At 68.7% G+C, this 17,258-nt stretch carries 11 protein-coding genes, 3 tRNA genes and 2 pseudogenes; 6 read left to right on the top strand and 10 right to left on the bottom strand.

Annotation, left to right across the window (positions count from 1 at the left end):
- Positions 1 to 121: 121 nt before the first annotated feature.
- Positions 122 to 2,026 (top strand): DNA primase, encoded by a 1,905-nt coding sequence (dnaG, locus tag B082_RS0110220; protein ID WP_026249626.1) that lies wholly within the window; start codon positions 122 to 124, stop codon positions 2,024 to 2,026.
- A gap of 174 nt (positions 2,027 to 2,200) precedes the next feature.
- A complete protein-coding gene (locus tag B082_RS0110225; RefSeq protein WP_018551705.1) occupies positions 2,201 to 3,253 on the top strand; it encodes an RNA polymerase sigma factor in 1,053 nt (350 codons plus the stop codon).
- Between the two features lie 45 nt (positions 3,254 to 3,298).
- On the opposite strand, the gene B082_RS0110230 is transcribed toward B082_RS0110225, so the two are convergent.
- The 4 genes from B082_RS0110230 to B082_RS0110245 form a co-directional block, all read right to left on the bottom strand.
- Complete coding sequence (locus B082_RS0110230) at positions 3,299 to 5,230, bottom strand: ABC transporter ATP-binding protein (protein ID WP_026249627.1); 1,932 nt, start codon at positions 5,228 to 5,230, stop codon at positions 3,299 to 3,301.
- Positions 5,230 to 6,963 carry an ABC transporter ATP-binding protein gene (locus tag B082_RS0110235; protein WP_026249628.1) on the bottom strand — a complete coding sequence of 578 codons (1,734 nt, stop codon included), beginning with the start codon at positions 6,961 to 6,963 and terminating at the stop codon, positions 5,230 to 5,232. Before B082_RS0110235 ends, B082_RS0110230 begins: the two co-directional genes overlap by 1 nt.
- Before the next feature lie 137 nt (positions 6,964 to 7,100).
- The gene (locus tag B082_RS0110240; RefSeq protein ID WP_018551708.1) at positions 7,101 to 8,546 is read right to left on the bottom strand and encodes an FGGY family carbohydrate kinase; all 1,446 of its coding nucleotides are present in this window, start codon (positions 8,544 to 8,546) and stop codon (positions 7,101 to 7,103) included.
- 69 nt (positions 8,547 to 8,615) lie between these two features.
- Positions 8,616 to 8,915, bottom strand: coding sequence for a hypothetical protein (locus tag B082_RS0110245; RefSeq protein WP_018551709.1), 300 nt, complete (start codon positions 8,913 to 8,915; stop codon positions 8,616 to 8,618).
- A gap of 181 nt (positions 8,916 to 9,096) precedes the next feature.
- Here B082_RS0110245 and B082_RS0110250 point away from each other — a divergent pair.
- The 4 genes from B082_RS0110250 (at position 9,097) to B082_RS0110265 (ending at position 11,532) form a co-directional block, all read left to right on the top strand.
- A tRNA-Asn gene (locus B082_RS0110250) sits at positions 9,097 to 9,169 on the top strand.
- 5 nt (positions 9,170 to 9,174) lie between these two features.
- Positions 9,175 to 9,247 (top strand) — tRNA-Asn (locus tag B082_RS0110255).
- A gap of 166 nt (positions 9,248 to 9,413) precedes the next feature.
- Positions 9,414 to 9,487: transfer RNA gene (locus tag B082_RS0110260), tRNA-Ile, on the top strand.
- Between the two features lie 911 nt (positions 9,488 to 10,398).
- Positions 10,399 to 11,532 (top strand): SAVED domain-containing protein, encoded by a 1,134-nt coding sequence (locus B082_RS0110265; protein WP_234018136.1) that lies wholly within the window; start codon positions 10,399 to 10,401, stop codon positions 11,530 to 11,532.
- A 197-nt stretch (positions 11,533 to 11,729) separates the two neighbouring features.
- Here B082_RS0110265 and B082_RS0110270 read toward each other — a convergent pair whose 3' ends face one another.
- From B082_RS0110270 to B082_RS0110290, 6 genes and pseudogenes are all read right to left on the bottom strand, one after another.
- Positions 11,730 to 13,457 (bottom strand): ThiF family adenylyltransferase, encoded by a 1,728-nt coding sequence (locus tag B082_RS0110270; RefSeq protein ID WP_018551711.1) that lies wholly within the window; start codon positions 13,455 to 13,457, stop codon positions 11,730 to 11,732.
- The gene (locus tag B082_RS0110275) at positions 13,454 to 14,458 is read right to left on the bottom strand and encodes an SMODS domain-containing nucleotidyltransferase (RefSeq protein ID WP_018551712.1); all 1,005 of its coding nucleotides are present in this window, start codon (positions 14,456 to 14,458) and stop codon (positions 13,454 to 13,456) included. Before B082_RS0110275 ends, B082_RS0110270 begins: the two co-directional genes overlap by 4 nt.
- Positions 14,459 to 15,101: 643 nt before the next feature.
- Positions 15,102 to 15,620 (bottom strand): ImmA/IrrE family metallo-endopeptidase, encoded by a 519-nt coding sequence (locus B082_RS0110280; protein WP_018551713.1) that lies wholly within the window; start codon positions 15,618 to 15,620, stop codon positions 15,102 to 15,104.
- Complete coding sequence (locus B082_RS37845) at positions 15,607 to 15,924, bottom strand: helix-turn-helix domain-containing protein (RefSeq protein ID WP_078622542.1); 318 nt, start codon at positions 15,922 to 15,924, stop codon at positions 15,607 to 15,609. The genes B082_RS0110280 and B082_RS37845 overlap by 14 nt, the downstream gene beginning before the upstream one ends.
- Positions 15,885 to 16,790, bottom strand: a pseudogene (locus B082_RS35885) (ISAs1 family transposase); the annotation flags it as partial. The pseudogene B082_RS35885 and the gene B082_RS37845, both read right to left, overlap by 40 nt.
- A 251-nt stretch (positions 16,791 to 17,041) precedes the next feature.
- Positions 17,042 to 17,258 (bottom strand): annotated as a pseudogene (locus B082_RS0110290) (IS110 family transposase); the annotation flags it as partial.

Genomic DNA, 17,258 nt, shown 5'->3' on the forward strand with positions numbered 1-17,258 from the left:
ACGCCATTTTCGAGGAGTCTTCCCCGAGGGACCCCACCCCCACCCACCGCACAAAGGCGCACCCCGCAAGGGGACCCGCCTCCGGGCGTGGGTTGTCGTAGCTCCCCCGTAGACTTCACGCGTGGCAGGCAGGATCAATGACGACGATGTGAAGGCGGTACGGGACGCGGTCCCGATCGACGCCGTCGTTTCCGAGTATCTCCAGCTGCGCAACGCCGGCGGGGGAAACCTCAAGGGCCTGTGCCCCTTCCACGACGAGAAGTCCCCCTCCTTCCAGGTCAGTCCGAGCAAGGGCCTCTTCCACTGCTTCGGCTGCCAGGAGGGCGGCGACACGATCGCCTTCGTGCAGAAGATCGACCACCTGACCTTCGCCGAGGTGGTCGAGCGGCTCGCCGCCAAGGCCGGCATCACCCTGCGCTACGAGGAGGGCGGCTACAACCCCTCCCACCAGCGCGGCGAGCGGATCAGGCTGGTCGAGGCGCACAAGGCGGCCGCCCAGTTCTACGTGGACCAGCTGGACGGCCCCGAGGCCGAGATCGGCCGGAAGTTCCTCGCCGAGCGCGGCTTCGACCAGGCCGCCGCCACCCACTTCGGCGTCGGCTACAGCCCGGCCGGCTGGGACCACCTCACCCGCTTCCTGCGCGGCAAGGGCTTCAGCGACAAGGAGCTGATCACCTCCGGCCTCTCCCAGGACGGCAGGCGCGGCCCCATCGACCGCTTCCGCGGCCGCCTGATGTGGCCGATCCGCGACACCGCGGGCGACGTCGTCGGCTTCGGCGCCCGCAAGCTGCGCGACGACGACAACGGCCCGAAGTACCTCAACACCCCCGAGACCCCGATCTACAAGAAGTCCCAGGTGCTCTACGGCATCGACCTGGCCAAGAAGGACATCGCGAAGTCCAGCCGGGCCGTCGTCGTCGAGGGCTACACCGACGTGATGGCCTGCCACCTCGCCGGGGTCACCACCGCCATCGCCACCTGCGGCACGGCGTTCGGCGGCGACCACATCAAGATCCTGCGCCGGCTCCTCATGGACAACGGCAGCGCCCGCGTGATCTTCACCTTCGACGGTGACGCGGCCGGCCAGAAGGCCGCCCTGCGCGCCTTCGAGGACGACCAGAAGTTCGCCGCCGAGACCTACATCGCCATCGCCCCCGACAACATGGACCCGTGCGACCTGCGCCTGGCCAAGGGCGACGACGCCGTCCGCGACCTGGTCGAACCCCGCACCCCGCTCTTCGAGTTCGCACTGCGCCAGATCGTCGCCCGCTACGACCTGGAGACCCCGGCGGGCCGCGCCGCCGCCCTGGACGAGGCCGCCCAGGTCGTCGCCAAGATCAAGACGGGCAGCATCCAGCGCGAGGTCGCCGTCCAGCTGGCCGGCTTCGTCGGCATCCTGGACCAGGAGTACGTCGTCCACCGGGTCAACCAGCTCGCCCAGTGGGCCCGCGGCCGGGGCGGCGACCGGCGCGCCCCCGCCCCCCGCAACGGCGCCCGCCACCAGCAGCAGGTCCAGGCCCCGCCCGCGGTCTCCGGCCCCGCGCTCAACCTCCGCAGCCCCGCCCACCGCACCGAACGCGAGCTGCTCAAGCTCGCCCTCCAGAAGCCCGAACTGGTCTCGCCCGCCTTCGACGCCTACGGGACCGACGAGTTCACCGCCCCGCCCTACGCCGCCGTGCGCGAATGCGTCGCGGAGGCCGGCGGCGCCGAACAGGGCCTCGGCGACAACCGCGAATACCTGGTCCGGGTGCTCGACGCCACCCCCGACGAGACCGTGCGCAAGCTGGTCACCGAGCTGGCGGTCGAGGTCTTCCACGGCAAGTCCATCGACGAGGCCTACGCCGGCGAGCACCTGGTCAAGGTCCGCCTGCGCGCAGTCGACCGCCGGATCAACGACGTCCAGAGCAGCCTGGCCCGCCTCGGCAGCAACGTCGCCCCCGACCACCTGGCCGCCGCGCAGAACGAGGTCTGGGTCCTCCAGCAGTACGCCCAGTCCCTGCGCAACCACGGCGCCGCCGCCCTCTGACCCCGGCCCGCCGCGGCCGGCCGGTCACGGAATGCCCCTCCCAGGTCCCAGAAAGTCACCGCACGCCCCTCGTGGCAGCTGTGTGTCGTACCCCACACTGGATGGCGGTGCCTGAGTCATCGGAGCGCGGCCCCATCCCCGCGGTCCGGCAGCGATCACCTGGAGGTCGCCCCCGTGCAGACCCGGACCGTGACCGATACCGAGAGCCTGCCCGCCATCCCCGTGCAGGCCGGGGCCGCGCGCCACCCCGAGGCGGTCATGGAGGAGTCCGTGGAGCCGGACGAGCCCCCTCAGCCGCGCGGCCGGCCGGAGACCGGCCCCACCTCCGACCTGTTCCGCCAGTACCTGCGCGAGATCGGCCGCATCCCGCTGCTCACCGCCGCCGACGAGGTCGAACTCGCCCGCCGCGTCGAGGCCGGCCTGTTCGCCGAGGAACGCCTCGCCCGCACCCCCGACCCGGACACCCGCCTCGCCGTCGACCTGGACCGCCTCGTCGTCATGGGCCGGACGGCCAAGCGCCGCCTCATCGAGGCCAACCTGCGCCTGGTGGTCTCGGTGGCCAAACGCTACGTGGGCCGCGGCCTGACCATGCTCGACCTCGTCCAGGAGGGGAACCTCGGCCTGATCCGGGCCGTGGAGAAGTTCGACTACGCCCGCGGCTACAAGTTCTCCACGTACGCGACCTGGTGGATCCGGCAGGCCATGTCCCGCGCCCTCGCCGACCAGGCCCGGACCATAAGGGTCCCGGTCCACGTCGTCGAGCTGATCAACCGCGTCGTCCGGGTCCAGCGCCGCATGCTCCAGGAACGCGGCTACGAGCCCACGCCCGAGGAGGTCGCCGCCCACCTCGACCTCACGCCCGAACGGGTCGGCGAGATCCTCCGCCTCGCCCAGGAACCCGTCTCCCTGCACGCCCCGGTCGGCGAGGAGGACGACGTCTCGCTCGGCGACCTCATCGAGGACGGGGACGCCGCGTCCCCCGTGGAGTCCGCGGCCTTCCTGCTGCTGCGCCGGCACCTGGAGGCCGTTCTCTCCACCCTGGGGGAGCGCGAACGCAAAGTGGTCCAGCTGCGCTACGGGCTGGCCGACGGCCGGCCCCGCACCCTGGAGGAGATCGGCCACATCTTCGGCGTGACGCGCGAACGCATCCGCCAGATCGAGTCCAAGACCCTCAACAAGCTGCGCGACCACGCCCTGGCCGAACAGCTCCGCGGCTACCTCGACTGACGCGCACGCGCGTACGGCCGGGGCAGCCGCGGAACTCCGTACGGCTCAGTCGACCTCGACGACCGCCTGGGCGAACTGCGCCGCGTACAGCCGTGCGTACGCACCGTCGGCCGCCAGCAATTCGTCGTGCGTGCCCTGCTCGACGATCGACCCGTTCTCCATGACCAGGATGATGTCGGCGTCCCGGATGGTGGAGAGCCGGTGCGCGATCACGAAGCTCGTACGGCCGTGCGCGAGGCCCGCCATCGCCTTCTGGATCAGCACCTCGGTACGGGTGTCGACGGAGCTGGTCGCCTCGTCCAGCACCAGTATCACCGGGTCGGACAGGAACGCGCGTGCGATGGTGATCAGCTGCTTCTCGCCCGCGCTGACCCCGGCGCCGTCGTCGTCGATCACCGTGTCGTAACCGTCCGGCAGGGTACGGATGAAGCGGTCGGCGTGGGCCGCCTTCGCCGCCTCCTCGATCCGCTCCCGGGTGACGTCGCCCGACGCCCCGTACGCGATGTTCTCCGCGATGGTCCCGCCGAACAGCCAGGTGTCCTGGAGGACCATGCCGATGCCCGACCGCAGATCGGCCCGCGACATCTTCGCGATGTCGACCCCGTCGAGCGTGATCCGGCCGCCCGTCACCTCGTAGAACCGCATCAGGAGGTTGACCAGCGTCGTCTTGCCGGCGCCCGTCGGGCCGACGATCGCGACCGTGTGGCCCGGTTCGACGTTCAGCGACAGGTCCTCGATGAGCGGCTTCTCCGGGTCGTAGCGGAACGCCACCTTCTCCAGCGCGACGCTGCCGCGCAGGATGCCGGGGTGCTCGCCCTTGTCCTTCGCCGGGTCGGGCTCCTGCTCGTCGGCGTCCAGCAGCTCGAAGATCCGCTCCGCCGACGCCACCCCCGACTGCACCAGGTTCGCCATCGAGGCGACCTGGGTCAGCGGCATCGAGAACTGCCGCGAGTACTGGATGAACGCCTGCACATCACCGATCGAGAGCGTGCCGGACGCCACCCGCAGGCCACCGACCACGGCGATCAGCACGTAGTTCAGGTTCGAGACGAACATCATCAGCGGCTGCATGATCCCGCTGTTGAACTGCGCCTTGAACCCGGCCTCGTACAGCGCCTCGTTCTGCTCGGCGAAGTCCCGCGCGGACTCCTGCTGCCGGCCGAAGACCTTCACCAGGGTGTGCCCGGTGTACATCTCCTCGATGTGGGCGTTGAGCTTGCCCGTCACCTTCCACTGCTGGACGAAGTGCGGTTGCGAGCGCTTGCCGACCTTCGTCGCCACGACCACCGACAGCGGCACCGTCACCAGTGCGACCAGCGCCAGCAGCGGCGAGATCCAGAACATCATCACCAGCACGCCGATGATCGTCAGCAGGGAGTTGATGAGCTGGCCCATCGTCTGCTGCATCGTCTGCGAGATGTTGTCGATGTCGTTGGTCGCCCGGCTCAGCACGTCGCCGCGCTTGGCGCGGTCGAAGTACGACAGCGGCAGCCGCGACAGCTTCGTCTGGATGTCCTCGCGCAGCTGGAAGACGACCCCGTTGATCACCCGGATCGCCAGCCGCGTCGACACCAGCATCAGCAGCCCCGCGCCGAGGTACACCGTCAGCGCCACGAGCAGCACCTGGGCCACCGCGGTGAAGTCGATGCCCTGCCCCGGTGTGAAGTCCACCGTGGACAGCACGTCGGCCAGGCTGCTGTTGGTCCCGCGCAGGCCCTCGACGGCCTGCTCCTTCGTCGTCCCCGCCTCCAGGCCCCGGCCGACGACCCCGGCGAACACCAGGTCCGTCGCCTTGCCGAGGACCTTCGGGCCGAGCACGGAGAGCCCGACGCTCAGCGCTATGCCCGCCAGCATCGCGTACAGGGTGTTCTTCTCGACGCCGAAGCGCTTCAGCAGCCGCTTCGAGGACCCCTTGAAGTCCATGGACCGCTCGGTCGGCGCCCCGCCCGCCATCATGCGTCCGCCAGGCCCGGCCATTACGCGGCCTCCGCTTCCGTCAGCTGGGAGAGCACGATCTCCCGGTAGGTGTCATTGCCGTCCATCAGCTCGTGGTGGGTGCCGGTCCCGACGACCTGCCCCTCGTCCAGCACGATGATCCGGTCGGCGTCACGGATCGTGGACACCCGCTGGGCCACGATCACCACCGTCGCCCGCGCGGTCTCCCGCAGCAGCGCCGCCCGCAGCGCCGCGTCCGTCGCGTAGTCCAGCGCCGAGAACGAGTCGTCGAAGAGATAGATCTCCGGCTGCTGCACCAGCGTCCGCGCGATGGAGAGCCGCTGGCGCTGACCGCCGGAGACATTGGTGCCCCCCTGCGCGATCGGCGCGTCGAGCCCGTGCTCCAGGCCCTCCACGAACTCCTTCGCCTGGGCGACCTCCAGCGCGTGCCACAGCTCCTCGTCGGTCGCGTCCGGATTCCCGTACCGCAGGTTCGTCGCGACCGTCCCGGAGAACAGGTACGGCTTCTGCGGGACCAGGCTCACGGTCTTCGCCAGCAGCACCGGATCCAGCGTCCGCACGTCCGTCCCGTCGACCAGCACCTGACCGTCCGACACATCGAACAGCCGGGGTACGAGACCGAGCAGCGTCGACTTCCCGCTGCCCGTCGACCCGATGATCGCGGTCGTCTCGCCCGGCCGCGCCACCAGGTCCACCGACCGCAGCACCGGCTCCTCGGCGCCCGGGTAGCGGAAGTCCGCGCCGCGCACCTCCAGATGGCCGTGGGCGCGCAGCTCCCGCACCGGCGCGCTGGGCGGGACGACGCTGGAATCGGTCTCCAGGACCTCCTGGATGCGCTCGGCGCAGACCTCGGCGCGCGGCACCATGATGAACATGAAGGTGGCCATCATCACCGACATGACGATCTGCATCAGATAGGCGAGGAACGCGGTCAGCGCGCCGATCTCCATCCCGCCGCTGTCGATGCGGTGCGCACCGAACCAGACGACGACGATCGAGGACACGTTCACGACGGTCATCACGGTCGGGAACATCAGCGCCATCAGCCGGCCCGTGGACAGCGTCACGTCCGTCAGCTCGGTGTTCGCGCCCCTGAAGCGCCCCTCCTCGTAGTCGTCGCGGACGAACGCGCGGATGACGCGGTTGCCGGTGATCTGCTCGCGCAGCACCCGGTTCACCGTGTCGAGCCGCTCCTGCATCAGCCGGAACAGCGGGCGCATCTTCCGCACGATGAGACTCACCGCGATCCCGAGGACCGGCACCACCGCGAGCAGCACCGCCGACAGCGGGATGTCCTGGCCGAGCGCCATGACGACGCCGCCGATGCACATGATCGGGGCCGACACCATCAGCGTGAACGACATCAGGACCAGCATCTGTATCTGCTGGACGTCATTGGTCGTACGGGTGATCAGCGAGGGGGCGCCGAACCGTCCGACCTCGCGCGAGGAGAACGACTGCACCCGGTCGAAGACCGAAGCACGCACATCGCGCCCGAGCGCGGACGCGGTACGGGCACCGATGTAGACCGCCCCGATGTTGCAGATCACCTGGGCGATGCTGACGACGAGCATCACGCCGCCGTACTGAAGGATGTAGCCCGTGTCCCCCTTCACGACACCGTTGTCGATGATGTCGGCGTTGAGGGTCGGGAGGTAGAGGGTCGCGGAGGTCTGCAACAACTGGAAGACGACCAGCACCGCGAGCGGTTTCTTGTACGGAGCGAGATAGGCCCGCAGGAGTTTTATGAGCACGCGTGTCTCTCGGAGTCGGCGTAGGTCTGGGGGAGCCGACCCATCTTCCGGCACCGCTCACCGGGACCGCGAACGGTTTTGTTCAAGTCCAGGTCAAAAACCAGACTCGGTCCATAATTCCGCGGCCCCGCCCTCACTCACCGCACAGGGGAGAACGCTCCCGGGTGGATCTGGTCCCTGGTCGCCACGTACTGCTGGCGCACGGCCTGCCCCACCGGCAGCTCCTCGCCCGGCTCCAGCACCTGCGCCGCGGCACCCTGCCAGGCCGGGGGCGTACGCCCGTCGAGCGAGCCCTGCGAGACCCCCAGCGCCCAGGCCGCCTGCCGGGCGGCGCCCAGCGCCGCGTACTGCGCCGGCTGCACCACGACGACCTGCGTCCCCAGCAGCGCGGGCGCCAGCTGCCGCACCGCCGGCAGCTCGGCCGCCGCCCCCAGCAGGAACACCCGCCGCACCTCCACGCCCCGGCCGCGCAGCACGTCGAGCGCGTCGGCCAGCGAGCAGAGCATCCCCTCGAACGCGGCCCGCGCCAGATGCTCCGGCTTCATCGACTCCCGCCGCAGCCCGCACAGGGTCCCGGCGGTGTGCGGCAGCTGCGGGGTCCGCTCACCCTCCAGATACGGCAGCAGTACGAGCCCCGAGGAGCCGGGCGTCGACTTCAGCGCCAGCGCCGAGAGCGCGTCGAGCCCCTCCACGCCCAGCATCTCGGCGGTCCCGCGCAGGACCCGCACCGCGTTCGACGTGTGCACCACCGGCAGATGCATGCCCGTCGCGTCGGCGAACGAGGTGATCATCCCGGTCGGATCGGCCAGCGCCTCGTGATGCACCGCCATCACCGAACCCGATGCCCCCAGCGACACGACCGCGTCCCCGACCCCGACGCCGAGCCCGAAGGCCGCCGCCATGGTCTCGCCGGTCCCGGCGGAGATCAGCAGCCCCTCCGGCGTCGTCCCGGCGGCCTCGGAAGGACCGAGCACCTCCGGCAGCGCCGCCTGGTGACCGAGTGCCAGCTCCACCAGCTCCGGCCGGTAGGACTCGCTGCCCGCCGACCAGAACCCGGTCCCGGACGCCGCGCCCCGGTCGGTGGTCCGCCGGGCGGGCCGCCCCAGCAACTGCCACACCAGCCAGTCGTGCGGCTGCATCACCGCGGCGACCCGCTGCGCCTGCTCCGGCTCGGTCCGCGCCAGCCAGCGCAGCTTCGAGACCGGCTGCGCGGCCTGCGGCACCGCCCCGACCGCCTCGGCCCAGGCCTGCCGCCCGCCGAGCCCGTCGATGAGATCGGCCGCGGCGGCCTGCGCCCGCTTGTCGTTGCCGAGCAGCGCCGGGCGTACCAGGTTGCCCTGGTGGTCCAGTGGTACGAGGCCGTGCTGCTGCGCGGACACCCCGATCGCCTGCACGCCTTCGAGCAGCCCGCCCGTGGCGGCCTCACCGAGGGAGAGCAGCCACGCCTGCGGGTCGACCTCGGTGGCCTTCGCCTCGACGGGATGCGCGGCGTACCCCTGCCGCAGTACGGCGCCCGTGTCCGTATCGCAGACCACGATGTGAGTGAACGCGGAAGAACTGTCCAAGCCGGCGACTATGCCCATACACAGATTCTGCCGCACCACCGGAGGTTTCCCGTACCGGTGGTGCGGCAGACGTGGGTCCGGACCGACTCAGGTGTTGGTGGTCCCCCAGTCGTCCTCGCCGCCCGCACCGCGCCCGCGCAGCGACCGCACCCGCTCCGTCACGGACGCGGGCACCTTGTCGCCGACCTTCTCGCCGACCGCGTGGTACGCCTTCCCCGCGAACTCCCGGCCGCTCTGGGCCGCGGTCTCGCAGGTGTTGCGCACGGCCGGGTTCTGGGCGAACTGGCGTGCGGACTTCTTCAGCTGCTCGTAACGCTCGCGCCCGGCCCGCGTGCCGAGCACGTAACCGAGGGCCACTCCGGCGATGAACGTGAGCCGGTACCGCATGGGTGCCACCCTTCCTTCGCTCCGTGCGACGTGTGCTGCCCCGCCTACCCGCAGACGCCCGAGATCACCCCGGTCACTACCGATTGGCGAAGCACCCCCCTGCTTGCGCTAATGTATGTGTCGCAGCGAACGCGCGCCGCCCGGCATCCGCCAGGCAGGTGCGTTCGAGGCACCGCAGCAATCCCCTGTAGCTCAATTGGCAGAGCAGCCGGCTGTTAACCGGCAGGTTACTGGTTCGAGTCCAGTCGGGGGAGCGCGATCCCCTGTAGCTCAATTGGCAGAGCATTCGGCTGTTAACCGGAGGGTTACTGGTTCGAGTCCAGTCGGGGGAGCGATCGGAACAGGGCCCCTCAGGGGTCCTTTTTCGTATGCCCGGAACCGGCCGCCGAGCAGCGCCGTCTTCATGGTCATCAGCGACCGGGCATCCGCAGCGGCAGATCGTATGACCGGCTATGCTGCGGCAGACGGTGCGCACACATGTACGCGCCACGCCGAAACGGGGCGGTAGCTCAGCCGGTTAGAGCAGCGGACTCATAATCCGTCGGCCGTGGGTTCGAGTCCCACCCGCCCCACCCAGCTTCCCCAGGCAGAATCGTTCTGACCTGGGGAAACGTGCATTGCGCGGCGGTTGCTCGTGCGGTACCAGCCGCACGCCGTGCGGTACAGGCCCGCTGTCGCAGCGTGCCAGCGCACCTTGGACGCGTTTGACCTGGCCTTTTGCGGCAGTTTCCTGAGAGAGCGTCGTGGCGCGGTCCCACGGCCGTCGATGGAGCTTCGCGCTCCGTCCGCAACCCGCCACATCGCATGACGTCCCCGCTGTCCCTGCTGTGCCCGGTCTGCCAGGAGACACAGCCTGCATCGGCGAGGCCGGAGTGGCAGGCTCTTGCTTGCCCTGCACGTGACGCGGCGGCGCACCTGGTGCACGCCGCCCCCGCGGTCTACGTCTCACCACAGGGGAAAGTTGTTCTTGGCGCTCTCGCTCATCCGCTCATCGCCGGGGCGCTGAGCGTGCCCGCCTTCGTCCGCGTCAGACTCTGCAGCATGCGGAGCACACGCGACGTCTGTCATTCAGTTACACGACACCGCGCACCGGTCCTGCACCCTGTACACGGGTCCGGGCTGGGCCCGGCCTCTGCTGGCGGCCGCCCGCGCCCATCACCGGCTGGAGTTCCGTCCGGCGGGAGAGGACGTGTCCCGCTCCGGTGCTGCGCTCCGGGGCACGGCATCTGTGCACACGCGTCGAGAGCCTTCCTCGCTTCGAAGTGGCTGTGCCTCCCGGAGCCTTCGTTCCTTGCACAGGAGGTGCGCTTCGAGGGTGCGCTCCGCTTTGTCAAATCCTTCTGGTGTCAGGGGAGATGTCGTCTAACGTCTGGTCTGACGGGGAGGGATGGAGGGGGTGCTGATGAGCGGGGGCGGCGGGAAGCGGAGCCGTCTTTCACCCAAGGCTGTACTCGCCGTGTGGGTGCGCAGTGGAGGCAGGTGCATGCTGTGCAATGCCTATCTGCTGGAGGGGGCATTGTCGGGACGGACTCTGGCTTTGGGGGAAGTCGCGCACATCATCGGGCAGAGCACTGATCCACGCTCGCCGCGCGGCGGAGGTCCGTTGGAGAAGGCGCTGCGGGACGATGCGGACAATCTGATGTTGCTGTGTGCCCAGCAGCACATGGAGATCGATGCAAAGGCCGCGCTGGACGTCTTCACCGTCGAGTGGCTACGCGGCGTCAAGCAGGAGCACGAAGACCGTGTGAGACACCTGACCGCGCTGGGGCCGGAGAGGGCCACCACGGTGGTGCGGATGGTGGGGCCGGTGCACGGAAATGCGGTGGAGCTGTCGCGGGAGACCGCTGCGAACGCTGTGACGGCGGGCCACCGGTTTCCTTTGTACTTGGAGTCCTACACCCGGCACGGTGTGGAGATCGATCTGCGGCACACTCCCGGCGAACAGGCAGCCGCTGCCTGGGACGCGGAGTCTGCCGCCGAGGCCAGCCGTCACTACTACCAGCAGGCTACAAAGGTCATCGATGACGTGGTCCAGAACCGGCTGCGGCCGGGGATAGAGCGGGACTCCGTGCAGCACGTGAGCGTGTTTGGGTTCGCGCGTCTGCCGTTGCTGGTCTACCTGGGGTCGCTCTTGGACGACACCGTGCCGACGGACATTTACCAGCGTCACCGGCACGAGCAGTCCTGGGCGTGGCCCGCTGAGAGCGGCCCGGTCACCGAGTTCGCCGCGCATCCGGTTCAGGCCGGGCCAGCCGGGGACGAGGCTGTCGTCGTAGTCAATGTCTCGGGTGTCATCGCCCCTTATGAGATTCCGCAGGAGATTTCGGCTCTGCGCCGCTACGAAGTCAGCCCGGTGGGCGCGCAGACCGGCCCGGACATACTGCGGTGCCGAGCGTCACTGCAGCGGCTGGAGAAAGCGCTGCGGATACTTCTCGCGCGGCTGGAAAGGGAAGCGAAGTCGCTGCGCCGCCTGCATGTCCTGCCTGCCGTTCCCCTCTCCGCAGCTGTTGCCCTGGGCCGTGCTCACCATCCGCAGGTGCACCCACAGTTGGTGATCTACGAGCGTCTGGCGGGTAGCTATGTGCCCACCTTGGAAGTGGGGCAGGTTTCAGGCTGACGCAGGGCGGCGGGCCCACCGTGTGGCATCTTCTCCTCAGAGCTTGGATGTTCGGGGCCGCAGCGCTGTGCGTGGTCATGCCGGGGATGCACTGGAGGCGCGGCCCAGGTTCGCGTAGCCCTGTTGCTGACGTCCGGCAGCCGTAGGGGTAGCGGCCCTGCTGGGGGATACAGGGCCGCCGGTTCAGTGATGCGGGACTACTTCCTACGTGATTGATGGGGAATGAAGTGTTGTGCCGGCACTATCCCGGTGTGGGGCTGGGCGCACAGGTGGGTCCCGGTTATGGGGTGGCGCATCTGGGTGCCCAGCAAGTTGACCAGGGTGGCGGTGGTTGCCATCAGGTCGGCGGCGGAGCCGTGGAACGTGGGAGTGGAGCAGCCTCTTGTGGGACGCAGTTCGTCACCCGGGGCGGGTTCTGCCCACAGTGCGTGGTACGCCTCAAGGCTCGGGTCGTCCAGGACGTCGCCGCCAGCGGTGTGGTCGATGGTGGACAGGGGGGTGTGGTTGCCGGGGGCGGCGATGGTGAGGATTCCCAGGCTGGCGGTGAGGCTGTCCGTGGCGAGCTGGGCTAGGACGGCTTTGCGGCAGGGCCGCTGGGCGAGAAGGTCAAGGAAGCGTCCGGCGGTGATGCTGACGGTGGCGTCGATGATGAGGTCGGCTTGGTCCGCAACGGTCAGGAGGGCGGGGTCGGGAGGCGAGGCGGTGGTGTCGATGCGGATGTCGTCGCGGATGCTGCGCAGGTGGGAGGCCAGAGCTGTCGCCTTATTCATGCCGATGTGGTGTTCGGTGTAGTTCTGCCGTACCAGCAGGCCGCCGGTGACACGGCCGGGGTCACTGAGGGTGAGATGTGAGGCGCCGGCCCGGGCGACCATTTCGGCTGCCCAGGAGCCGATGCCGCCACAGCCCCAGATGTGGATGTGGCAGTCCTGGAAGACGCGAACGGGGCGGAGAGTGTCACGGCGGGTGGTTACTTCGGGGCGTTCGTCGGAGAGGTAGCACCATTCGATGGGGGCGTGGCGTAGGTCGTCGGGCAGGCCGCCCAGGCGGCTGGGGGTCGCGAGGCGTGCGAGGCGGCGTAGCGTGTCGCTGGCCTGGGGCTGCAGGCGGCCGGCGAGGAGGAAGGGGGGTGCTGCGGGGGCGGCGGGGTGCCGGACGGCCAGGACGAAGTGCTGGGCGGTGCCTTCGGGGTTGCGCAGGGCGCTGGCGGCAAGTGCGGTCAGCACCGCTGGGGATGCGGCACCGGCCGGCAGAGGTTCGTGGGCGAGGAGTTCGGCCAGGGTGCTGCCCGCGCCCAGGGGCAGGGTGTCCATTGGCAGGATCGGGGTGCGGTGGCTGTGGGAGTGTGCGGGGGCACTAGCCAGGTCGAGCCGGTCGGTGGTGTGCTGGGTGAGCCAGGCTGTGGTCGGCCGGTGTGAGACGGGTTCTCGTACGACGACGGTGGGAGTGCCCGGGGTGTGGTGCAGGACGCCGCCGACGGGGTGGTAGAGGGCGGTGGCGGGGTCGAAGATGCCGGCTGCGGCGTCTGTGAGCCACTGCCACAGGCGGTTGACGACGGGGATGATTCCGGCGGCGGGGTCCCATTCGCGGGCTGGGTCGAGGTAGAGGCACAGTCGGTTGCCCTGCAGGACGTGCGGGGTGCCAGCGAACCGGATGTGGGGGGTGCACACCTGGGGCGGAATCATCGGGGTGGCGGGCAGAGTGAGTAGGAAGTCCTCACTCTCTTTGAGCTGCAGGCCTCCTGGAGCGTGTGGCATGCCTTCGGTGCGGATGCTGATGGGGACGGTGACCAGGCCGTCGGCGTCGGTACGGGGGCGGGCGGTGATGCGCAGGTCGGGTGCGTGCGCGGTTGCCAGCGTTGTGAGCTGGTCCAGGAGACGGCGCTGGGAGGATCTGGGGTGGGCCGCGGGCGGCTTGCGTTTGCTCATCCGGCACGCCCGGTGCGGGAGGTTGTGGTGACCAGCAGCGGGGTGGCGAACTTGGCCGCCGTAGGGGTGAGGGAGGCGGTGACACGCGGCTGGTCGGGGAAAGCGTCGCCGAACAGCTTGCGCCACAGCCGCACGCTCCGGTCGTAGTCCGGCTCGTCGTAAGCTTCGCGGATCTCGCGGGCGTGGGTGTGGATGCGGTCCCGGAAGTAGCTGTAGGTCGTCTGGTCCCAACGGTGGTCGAAGGTGACACCCGAACCGGAGGGGTCGGGGATGGAAGGCTTGTAGGGGCGCTCCTGCAGCCATCGGTCGAGGTCCTTGACGATGGTGAGCAAGGTGGTGGGAACGTCGCTGTAGCAACCGGGATTCGTGAGCGCCTTGATCTCCGCGACTCGCTCACCGAGCAGGGTGGTGAGGATGATGGAGCGGGTGCCGGTGAAGGAGCCGCGGTGGTTGCGCAGGTACTTCATCAGGCGGATGACCTTGCGCAAGTTGTTGTTGGCGATGCTGTCCTTCTTCTGCATCCAGTCGGTGAAGCCGGCCGGGTTGGTCCGCTCCCACGTGTTGGCATCGCGGTTGACGATCACCTCGCGGCCGTCGGCCAGTTGAAGGTAGGGGACGATGTCGACGTGCATGGAGTTGGCGTAGCTGAGTTGCACACAACGGCACTTGCGGGTGTGGGGCATGCCTCCGTAGACGCTGTGGTGATGGAGCGCGGCGTAGACCTTGTCGATGTAGGTCTTGGGGCTGTTGGCCCACTCGGCGTTCTCGGCGAGGTGGAGCATGAAGTCGGCGTCGAATTCGCTGTCGCCGACGGGGTTGATGATGGTGCGCTGTGCCCAGGAGCCCTGGCGCTTCCTGCCGCGGATGAGCGGGCCGAGTTCGGGGTCTGCCTTGAGGGCCTTGTAGATGGCCTCGACGCGGACGTCGAGGAGAGTGAGCTTGGCCTGGCTGAGGTTCACGGTGTTCTTGAGGAAGGTGTCGAAGTTCTTTCGGCACTGCATGATGAGGTTTCCTTTCTGTGGCGAGCCAGTTCGGGGCTCAGGGGACAGGGAGGTGCGGGGTATGCCGACGGGAGACACGACGGCATAGGGCGTGGAAGAGCCCGGGAAGGGACATGGCCTTGCCCGTGAGGCGGGCGTACGGGTGCGAATACGGGTGTGCATACGCGAGGGGCCTCGTGTGGGCTCGCGGAGGGGGCCGACCATGGCACTGGGCAGAGGGTCGGCCGATGCGCGGCATCAGCGGATGGCCGTGGGCGGCGGCTGGCCATCGGGGGAGGTGGTGCGGCCCGGTCGACAGTTCCGGCCATCATGGCCGGGTACCCGTACGCGGTACCGCCCGGGGTGGACTGTCCCATCGGCCTCACGCCGAGCAGGAACCACCCACTACGCACAGAGACAGCTCACTCTCTGCGGTAACTAGTGCACCACACAGAGCGACACTCACGCAAGACCCTTTTTGAGGGTCAGTCTGGCTGACATGCCTTCAGAGCGGCTCAGGGAAAGGCTGGTTCGGCTGCTCCCTGAACCACCCTTGGATGGCGGAGGCGAGAGAGGAAGACGACACGAGCCAAAGCGGGCGTGGCGGGTGGCGTCAGGAACGCGCGTCGTGCGGCAAGGGCGGGCCGGCAGTGGCCCGGTGGTATCAGTGGGCGGGGCCCGAGACGATGCCAAGGTTCATCAGGCGGTAGGTCATGGCCATCTCGCTCAGCTGGAACTGCTTGGCTAGGACCCGCACAAGGTCGTCCGTTGTGCGGAAGCTGATGTGCTGTGCCGCCCGGCGGACCATGTCCTCCGGGGCCAGCAGCGCTGCAGCGAATCGGTTGGCGTCGATCTCCTCTCGGTCCGTCGCCATGCTTGAGACCGCGTTGCGGTAGTTCACGCGTGCGTCGGTGTCCAGGATGAGCGGGCGTCCTTCGTGCAGGCGCAGGTGTCCCAGTTCATGTGCCACCGTGAAGCGCTGCCGTTCGAAGGAGTGCGCCTGATTGACCCCGATGACGCAGGCTCCGTCTTTGCGCAGGAGCATGCCGGAGACGTCGTCGTCCATGTGCTGCGGGACGATCAGAACACCAAGGTTTTCGGCCAGGCCGAAGGGGTCGACCGGTGGTGCGTCGATCCGGAGTTCTCGCAGCAGCCCGCGGGCCGCCAGATCAGCCTTCGCCACCGGCACTCCTCCTCTTCGAGGCCTGCGCCCACACGGCGGCGACATCGGCGGCATGACGCGCGGCAAGTCCAGACGCTTCGTCCAGGTGGAGCGATGGAAGCAGGTCGGCAGGTTCCGCGTTGACCGCTGCGGCAATCAGGGCGAGCCGGTAAAGGGGTGGGGTCTGGGTTCCGGACTCGATGTTTGTGATCGAACCGCGCGTCAATCCCGCCTGTCGTCCTACGTACTCTTGTGTCACCCCGGCACGCATCCGCGCCTCACGGATCAGCTGGGCAACGGTCTCGTTGAACTCCCGCTCTTCCATATATCCCCCAAGCGCTGCCAGTCTCCCTGACAACCTAGTTCCCAGCTCTGCACCCGAACAGCTTTGAGCGGCAGGGCTTCGACGTTCTCTTCGGGCGTCCAATGATCACGTAAGTCCGAAGAGCCTGAGTGGCCGCGACATGTCCCCGCCTGCCTGGCGGAGTCCCGCGGCGATGCTCGTGGTTTTGGCGGTGCGGAGAACTCCGATTCATGGTTTCGCCAGGTCGCTATGGTTTGGGGCGCGTTGCCCGTCCGAAGTTGGGAGGCGTCCTCGTTGAAGGTCACGTCGCGGACATGGTGCAGGGATTCGATTCCCCAGTGTCCGCGCACGAGTTGCGCCAGGACGTCGGGGCCGACCTGTTCGGCGCTCGGGCTGGTGACGGCGTAGACGTTCTTGTGGTTGACCTTCCCGGTCTTCCTGTCGACACGGCGACGACGGATCCAGATGGCCTGGCGGGCTCCGGGGAATAGCAGGTTGTCCACGGTGCAGACCTTGATCCGGCGGACCTCGCGCCGTCCGTGGCCGGTGTCGCGGGTGCGCCTGAGCAGCGAGATCTCATCCCAGGGCAGACCCTTGAGCTGCTTGCTCAGCTTCTTCTGGTTGCCCTTCGCGATCACAATGCAGTGCGCCTCGCGCTCCAGGAGGTAGGCGGCATGTTCGCGCTGAGCGTGCAAGGCGTGCGGGGCGTCGCTGGTGATCACGGTGCCGGTCAGGTCTTCGACCGTGTTCAGCAAGGGGCGGAAGCAGGTGATCTCGTTCGTCTTCTCGCCCAAGTCCATCTGACCGAGTACCAGTCCCGTCGTGTGGTCGCAGGCCGCGAGAAGGTGGACCTTGCGGCCGTGTGCTCCGCTGACGCCCCGCAGGCTCTTTCCGTCGACGGTGAGCCCTCGCCAGCCCTCGGCGCGGGGCTGACGGTCCGCGAGCCAACCACCTGGTCCAGCGCATCAGCGTCGATCCGCACGAGAAGTCGGCGAACGGTGGTTTCCGCAGGCCATGAGCGTTCAGGAAGTACCGGATCCACTCGGTCGCCCAGCTTCTCCAGCACGACGGGGGGGGTGCCTCTATGTCCTTCGTCAAGGCGCCCCTGTCGGGTTTGGTGTGGTTCGGTGTGCTGGGGTTATGCGGCGAGCTCGACGTCCTTCGGTGTCCGGGATTCGTAGAAGGTGCCGTCGCGGAGCATGGCGAACAGGACGCTGATGCGTTGGCGGGCGAGGCGGAGGAGAGCTTGGGTGTGGGTCTTGCCGCGGGCTCGTTGCTTGTCGTAGTAGGCGCGGGAGGCGGGGTCGGCGTTCATGCAGGCGAAGGCGGACAGGAACATGGCCCGCTTGAGCTGG

The organism is Streptomyces sp. ATexAB-D23 (genome assembly GCF_000373645.1).
GTDB classification, from domain to species: Bacteria; Actinomycetota; Actinomycetes; order Streptomycetales; family Streptomycetaceae; genus Streptomyces; species Streptomyces castrisilvae.